Below are 6,836 nucleotides of genomic sequence, written 5' to 3'. Positions count from 1 at the left end.
CAGTTTTTTCCTTTACTGGCAAAAGTTTCGGTATTTACTTTAAATTCTCCCTTTTCTAGTTCTACAAATTCTTTAATTTGTATATTAAAAAGTTTTGCCGGATTTGTAGATACCAGTTTTGTTATTGTTTCTGCAGGAAGAGGCAGTGAATAAGCTAACTGTGTAAATATATCGAGTTTGCTGATTCCAAAATCCGCTTCTTCAAACGGTATGTCTTTTTGGTTTGTTGCTATATGATTGGAAGATATGAAATCAATTTCTTCTTTTTTACATGCGTTAAGCAGAGCTTCTTTATCTTCCTCGCTTCTTAAAGGCGGAAACGTTTTAAAAAGGGTATTGAAATTTTGTAAATTCTCATCGGTAAAATATAAATTGTCTATACACACATCAATATAAGTGTGAGAGGGTCTGTTTTTTAGGATTTCCAGGGATTCTTTTGTCGTAATACTTTGAAACACTACTTTTGCCTTAAAGTGGTTGGTCAGTTCTAAAATTTTTGCTACTTCTATACTTTCGGCATAACTTGGAATTCCGCTAACTCCCATATGGTATGCTATTTCGCTGTCGTTCATAACCCCTTGGCTTAAAGATTTGTTGTTACAGTCCACAAAAACCGGAATGTCTAGAAATTCGGCATATTCGAAAACTCTTTTTATCAGATTCATATCTTCATCCGAATTTATAAAAATAGCGCTTGCTCCTTTATTTTTAAGAATAGAGATTTCGCTAAGTTTACCTTCATGTATTCCTTCAATCGCTACAAAAAGTTTAAAGTTTTCTTCATTTGCCCTTTTTAAATTGTAAGCCAGGTGAAGTTTGTCAAAAATGGGTTTGTGTTTTGGTATCATTAAAGCGGCTTCAACTCCCCCGTTTTTTGCAGAAGCGGCTATTCTTGCAACGCTTTCGGAATTTTTAACGTTTAAATCAAAGCTTTTTGGCACTTTTATTTTCATAATCAGCCTTTTTTAAATATAATTTTAACTAAAAAAGGGCTTAAATGAGCTTAATGTTTTTGATAAACGTAATTGTATTATCGGTTGTGGTGGCCTATTTCGCTTACAGGTTTGGATACAACCATTGGGTGTTTTTGATTATATCTTTATTGTTTTCCCCTGTTATAGGTTCTCTTTTACTGGCATTGTGGGATTATTATAAAACGTTTATTAAGGGAAGAGCATGAAAGAAAAATTTATGAAAATATTAAAGGAGAGCTATTATAACCTTTCGGCTAACGATGAAAAAATTTTCAATGAGATTATGCAGGATAACGGGCTTGGAAAATGCAAACCTAAATTTAACCTATGGGCTTTTATTTTCGGGTGGTTTTATCTTCTGTACAGAAGAATGGCTATAGAGGCTATGGCGGTATTGGTGGTTTCTTTGATGGTTGGTTATCTTATGGCTTATGCTAAGCTTCATCCTCTATTGGTATTGGCTGTTATTATTTTTACCAATTCTTTACTCAGCGGCTTTTGTTACTATTTTCTTTATCTTAATAAACTCGGCAGGGATATAGATTACTGCGGGGAGTTTAATACGGATATCGAATGTATGAAAAAAAGGGCGAAACCGAAAATAACTTATGTGATAATAGCCGTTTTAATTATACTTATTTTGATTTGGCCTTGGATTTACGCTATTGTAACGGGGGTTAGTTTAAAAACATAATTTGATATAATTTCGTAAAAAAGGCGTAAAATGAAGAAAAAAGTTTTAATAATCGGAAGCGGTGGAAGAGAGTACAGTATCGGATATTTTATGAAAGACGAAGCGGAAATTTTTTATGCCCCCGGAAACGGCGCTACTGAAGAGTTTGCCACTAATATAGATATTAACGATTTTGAAGAACTTGCCAAATGGGCAAAAGAGAATAAAATCGACCTTACAGTCGTAGGGCCGGAAGACCCTTTGGTAAAAGGAATAGTGGACGTATTTAAAAAACACGGACTTACAATTTTCGGACCTTCTTCCAAAGCCGCCCAGCTTGAAGGAAGTAAAGTTTATATGAAAAATTTTTTAAAAAAATATAATATTCCGACTGCCAGATATATCGAAACGGATAATAAAGAGGAAGCTTTTGACTTTATAGATTCTATGGATAAACTTCCAATAGTAGTAAAAGCCGACGGGCTTTGTGCCGGAAAAGGCGTTATAATTGCCGAAAGTAAAGACGAAGCTAAAAAAACGGTTGAGGATATGCTCAGCGGAAAGGCTTTTGGGGATGCCGGTAAAAAAGTAATAGTGGAAGAATTTTTAGACGGATATGAGCTTAGTATGTTTGCTATCTGTGATGGGGAGGATTTTGTTTTGCTTCCGGCGGCTCAAGACCACAAAAGACTACTTGACGGAGATAAAGGTCCAAATACGGGAGGTATGGGTGCATATGCGCCAACACCTCTTGCTACGCCGGAACTTTATGAAAAAGTAAAGACGAGAATAATTCGCCCGACTCTTGAAGGTATGAAAAAAGAGGGAGCACCTTTTGAAGGAGTGCTGTTTATAGGGCTTATGATTGTAGATAATGAACCGTATGTACTTGAATATAACGTCAGATTTGGAGACCCGGAATGCGAAGAGCTTATGGCTCTTATTGACAGCAGCGTTTATGATATGTTGAAAAACGCTGCTACAAAACAGCTTGACAAGATAGACGTTAAAATTAAAGATATGGTGGCTGTGGGAGTGGTTTGCGCTTCTAAAAACTATCCGTACGGCAGCAGTGAACCTGCGGAGATAAAAGTAGACGATTTAAGTGATTGCAACGGATATATAGCGTATGCCGGCGTTAAAAAAATTGACGGGAAACTTATGGCCACAGGCGGAAGGGTGCTTGTTTGTGTCGGGTTTGGAAAAGATGTTGAAAAAGCCAGAGACGAAGCTTATAAAATTGTGGATAAAGTTCATTTTGACGGAAAAAAATATAGAAAAGATATAGCGTATCAGGCAATTGCCAAAAGAGGATAAGAGTGAAGAGCGAAGAAATTCTAAATAAGATTGAAAGAGAAGGGCTTAAGCCCGCTTCTTTAATAAAAAGAGTAATTGCGATGAGTATAGACGATTTTTTAATCTCTTTTTTAGTAGTTTTATCTTTTTGGGACCTTTTTTCGTCTGCTAAAACGTATGAAGAGGCAATAATTTTAGTAGATAAACTTTTTGTATATATTTTTTTGGCTTATACTCTTTATCATTGGATTTTTGTTTTTTTATACGGTAAAACGGTTGGCAAGATGATTGTAAAAATAAGAGTGGTGGATGAAAACACTTTTGACAATCCATCTGTTATCAATTCTTTAATAAGAAGTATAATGAGAAATTTTGATGAGATGTTTTTTTATCTCGGAATGCTTTATGCCGTGGTAGACCCCTTAAACAGGGCAATTCATGATATAGTAGGGAGATGTGTTGTTATTGAGGATAATTAGTCTTTTTTTTGTTTTATTCTCTTTTTTGTTTTCAGATGTCAATATTTACGGGGCTGAAGTAAAAGAGATAAATAATACCATTATAATTAAAAATCCTGTGATTGTTTATAAAGGTATATTTATTCAGGCCAAAGAGGGCGTAATAATTGACAATAAAAAAGCCGTTTTAAAAAAAGATGTGGTGATTTTTTATAATGATGAAAAAATACTTGCCGATAAAATAGAAATTTTTTCAAAAGAGCATTTTGAGTTTAAAGAATTGTTTTTATATGATTCTAAAAGCGATGTTTGGTTTAAAAGTAAAGAGGGAAAATTAAAAAAGGGCGTTTTTGCTTTAAAAGACATTCAATTTTCAAGCTGTTGTGTTGAAAATCCTGATTGGTTTTTACTTTCAAAAAAGGCTTTTTATAATAAGAAGAAAAAGTCTTTAAAGCTTTATAATATAATTCTTTATCTTAACCAAACCCCCGTTTTATATATGCCTTTTTATTATACTTCTTTTGATAAACGCAGAAGAAGCGGTCTTTTAAAACCTGTATTTGGGATATCCAATAAAGAAGGGTTTTTATACTCTCAGCCTGTCTATTTTGTTTTGGGAGAGAAGGCGGATTTTGAAATAACACCTACTATAAGGACTCTTAGGGGATATGGGATTTATAATAAATTGAGATTTGTAGATTCTCCTTATTCTTATGGTGAAATAGAATTTGGAGGGTTTAAGGATAAGTCCGAATATGTTGAAGAAAACGATTTGGCATATACCAATCACTACGGATATTCCGTTTTATATAAAAGAAGCAGGGTGTTTGAAGATGACGAATTATATGTTAGTTTGAAGTATGCTAAGGATGTCGATTATTTTTATTTAAATGCATATAATTACGCTTTTGATACCTCTTATCTGGTGGATAAACTTATCACTTCCAAAATAAATTATATAAAAAATATAAATAACGATTATATTTTCGGATTGTATGCCAAGTATTTTATAGATACGACTAAAAAATCAAACGACGATACGCTGCAGATTTTTCCACAGTTTAATTTTCATAAATTTGAAAAAGAAGATTTCGGATTTTTATTAAATTCGTTTGATATTAATTTTTATAATTATTATTCTAAAAGCGCCCAAAAATATTATCTTTTTAATATTTTAGCGCCTTTAAGTTTAAATTTTAGGTTTTTTGATGATTATTTAAAATTAAAACTTACTCAGACTATAAACTATATTTCCGCAAATACATATTTTAATTCCCCCGAATATTTTTTTCAGTCTTACAGCAGTATAAAATTTTTTACATCCCTTGCTAAAAAGACAAATTCTTATTTTCATTCCATAGACCCTTATATTATCTTAAATATTAAAAATATTTCTAAAATTTCGGATACTCAAAAATATTTACGATATACGAAAGTTAATAACAATATAGAAATGGGGGTTTTTGAAATTTTTGAAAATCCAGATTTTTATATAGAGCATACTTTAAAACAGAGTTACGATTTGGATGTAAAGAAAAAAACCGATTTATATAATGACATTACGGTGCTAAAAGAGGGACTTACTCTAAAAGATACGTTAAAATACTCTTGGGATTTATATAAAGTGGTTTATAATTATGTAGAAGCTTCTACGAATATAGGAGAGTATTATTTTAAGCTGTCCAATCTGTATCAGGCTCAAACGGATATAACAGAAGCAGCTAGGAACTATATTTTCAGGGCGGAGAAAAAAATAAACTATAAAAAGCTGTATTTTGAGTATAATTATGATATGTTAAATAAATATGTAAAATATTTTTTACTTGGGGTAAGGCTTAATAAAAAATGTTGGCAATATGATTTAAACATAAAGAAAACAAGAAACCCTGTATTAAAAGAAAGCGGTATTTCATACAGGGATGATTATACAGTAAATTTTATGATAAATCTTTATCCTCTAGGAGGAGTTCAACAGTTATTTCAAATTAAAGGGAAAGAATGAAAACGGAAATTAAAGTGGGAATATTTGTATTGCTTGGGTTGATATCCCTTTTTTTTCTAACGTTTCAGATAAAATCTTTGGAAACGATAAAGCATAAAGGTTATACTCTTTATGCTATAGTCGCAGACGCAAGCGGCATAACTAAAAAATCAAAGGTAAAGCTAAGAGGGGTGGATATAGGTATAGTTGATAAAATGAATCTTTCAAGCAAAGGGGTTAAGCTTACCTTAATAATTAAAAAAGGCGTAAAAATACCGGTTGGTTCGAAAGTTACTATTGCTCAGGACAATATGCTTGGAGGAAAATTTTTAAAAATAATCCCTTCAGATTCTTTTGAATATTATTCGCCTGGAGATACGATTGATTCTTATTTAAAAACCGCTTCTTTGGATGAAATTATGAATAATGTCAATTTGGCTGTAAACGATATAAGAAATGTTATTAAAAAAGTAAATTCTGCTTTGGATAAAAATAAGATTAAAGAAGTTATGAATAATTTAAAAGAAGCCAGTGTTAAGTTAAATTCCATTTTGGCAAAAACGGATGCAAAACTGCCCGAAATTTTAAAAAACGCAAATGAATTATTGGTTGAATATAAAGAAGCGGGCAAGAAACTGCCTAAAGTCTTTGATAATGCAAATAAATTGATAAATTCTTATAAGGAAGCCGGGGATTCTTTAAAATCAAAGCTTCCTGAGATTTTAAAAAGAGTAAACCATCTGGCTGAGGTATTGGATAAAAAAACCCCCGAACTTATAAATGAGTATGTTAAAGTAGGAAAAAACGCTAATGAAGTTCTTGAAAAAAATAAAGAAAAAATTTCTCTAGCACTGACTAAAGCGGGTGAATTTTTTGGCAATGGAAGCGAAAGTTTCAAAAAAATAGACCAGTTTTTATCAAATGCGCAAAAATCTCAGATTATGGTTGATATAAACAGTTATTTTTTAAGCAAGGATAGCGATTTTGTAACCAACGCCAATATAGCTTATTTGCCTAATCCTACAAAATATTATATTTTGGGATTTACCTCAAGAAAGGATTATTCAAATAAAAAAAATCCTGATGACGATTCTTCAAAAACATATCTAAACGCCCAGATAGGAAAAAGATACGACAACTTTTTAATAAGAGGAGGTATTATAGAAAGTACCGGAGGAGTCGGAGTTGATTATTTTGCCGATAAAGACAGGGTGAAATTAAGTGCCGAAATTTATGATTTTAACAGTGAAAACGATGTAAGGGGAGATAATCCGCATATGAATTTTAAAGCCAGATATTTATATTTAAAACATCTGGAATTTTTAGCCGGGGTTGACAATATTTTAAATTCTGAAGCTAGAAGTTTCTTTTTTGGAATAGGTGTTAAATTTAAAGATAACGATTTAAAAACGATTATAAGCGGAGGTGCGACATCGTTTCTAAAATAGATGAAA

7 protein-coding genes are annotated in these 6,836 nt (G+C 32.1%); 6 read left to right on the top strand and 1 reads right to left on the bottom strand.

The features are described from left to right. The coding region (locus ACXJH6_RS01355) for an amidohydrolase family protein (protein ID WP_456469968.1) at positions 1-953 on the bottom strand (953 nt) is incomplete at its 3' end. Between the two features lie 44 nt (positions 954-997). On the opposite strand from ACXJH6_RS01355, the gene ACXJH6_RS01350 reads away from it, so the two are divergent. The 6 genes from ACXJH6_RS01350 to ACXJH6_RS01325 are packed head-to-tail and all read left to right on the top strand — an operon-like array spanning position 998 to position 6,830. Next, positions 998-1,180, top strand: a complete 183-nt coding sequence (locus ACXJH6_RS01350; RefSeq protein WP_456469967.1) for a hypothetical protein — start codon at positions 998-1,000, stop codon at positions 1,178-1,180. Further along, positions 1,177-1,668 carry a DUF2628 domain-containing protein gene (locus ACXJH6_RS01345; protein ID WP_456469966.1) on the top strand — a complete coding sequence of 164 codons (492 nt, stop codon included), beginning with the start codon at positions 1,177-1,179 and terminating at the stop codon, positions 1,666-1,668. The genes ACXJH6_RS01350 and ACXJH6_RS01345 overlap by 4 nt, the downstream gene beginning before the upstream one ends. A gap of 30 nt (positions 1,669-1,698) precedes the next feature. Next, positions 1,699-2,964 (top strand): phosphoribosylamine--glycine ligase, encoded by a 1,266-nt coding sequence (gene purD / locus ACXJH6_RS01340; RefSeq protein ID WP_456469965.1) that lies wholly within the window; start codon positions 1,699-1,701, stop codon positions 2,962-2,964. Between the two features lie 2 nt (positions 2,965-2,966). Then, entirely contained in the window at positions 2,967-3,422 is a 456-nt protein-coding gene (locus ACXJH6_RS01335; RefSeq protein ID WP_456469964.1) for an RDD family protein, read from the top strand. Continuing rightward, the gene (locus tag ACXJH6_RS01330) at positions 3,403-5,403 is read left to right on the top strand and encodes an LPS-assembly protein LptD (protein WP_456469963.1); all 2,001 of its coding nucleotides are present in this window, start codon (positions 3,403-3,405) and stop codon (positions 5,401-5,403) included. The genes ACXJH6_RS01335 and ACXJH6_RS01330 overlap by 20 nt, the downstream gene beginning before the upstream one ends. Next, positions 5,400-6,830, top strand: coding sequence for an MlaD family protein (locus tag ACXJH6_RS01325; protein WP_456469962.1), 1,431 nt, complete (start codon positions 5,400-5,402; stop codon positions 6,828-6,830). The genes ACXJH6_RS01330 and ACXJH6_RS01325 overlap by 4 nt, the downstream gene beginning before the upstream one ends. Positions 6,831-6,836: the final 6 nt, after the last annotated feature.

The organism is Caminibacter sp. (assembly GCF_053999135.1).
Note: the sequence above shows the minus strand (reverse complement) of the source record. Positions and strands in the feature narration are given on the sequence as shown.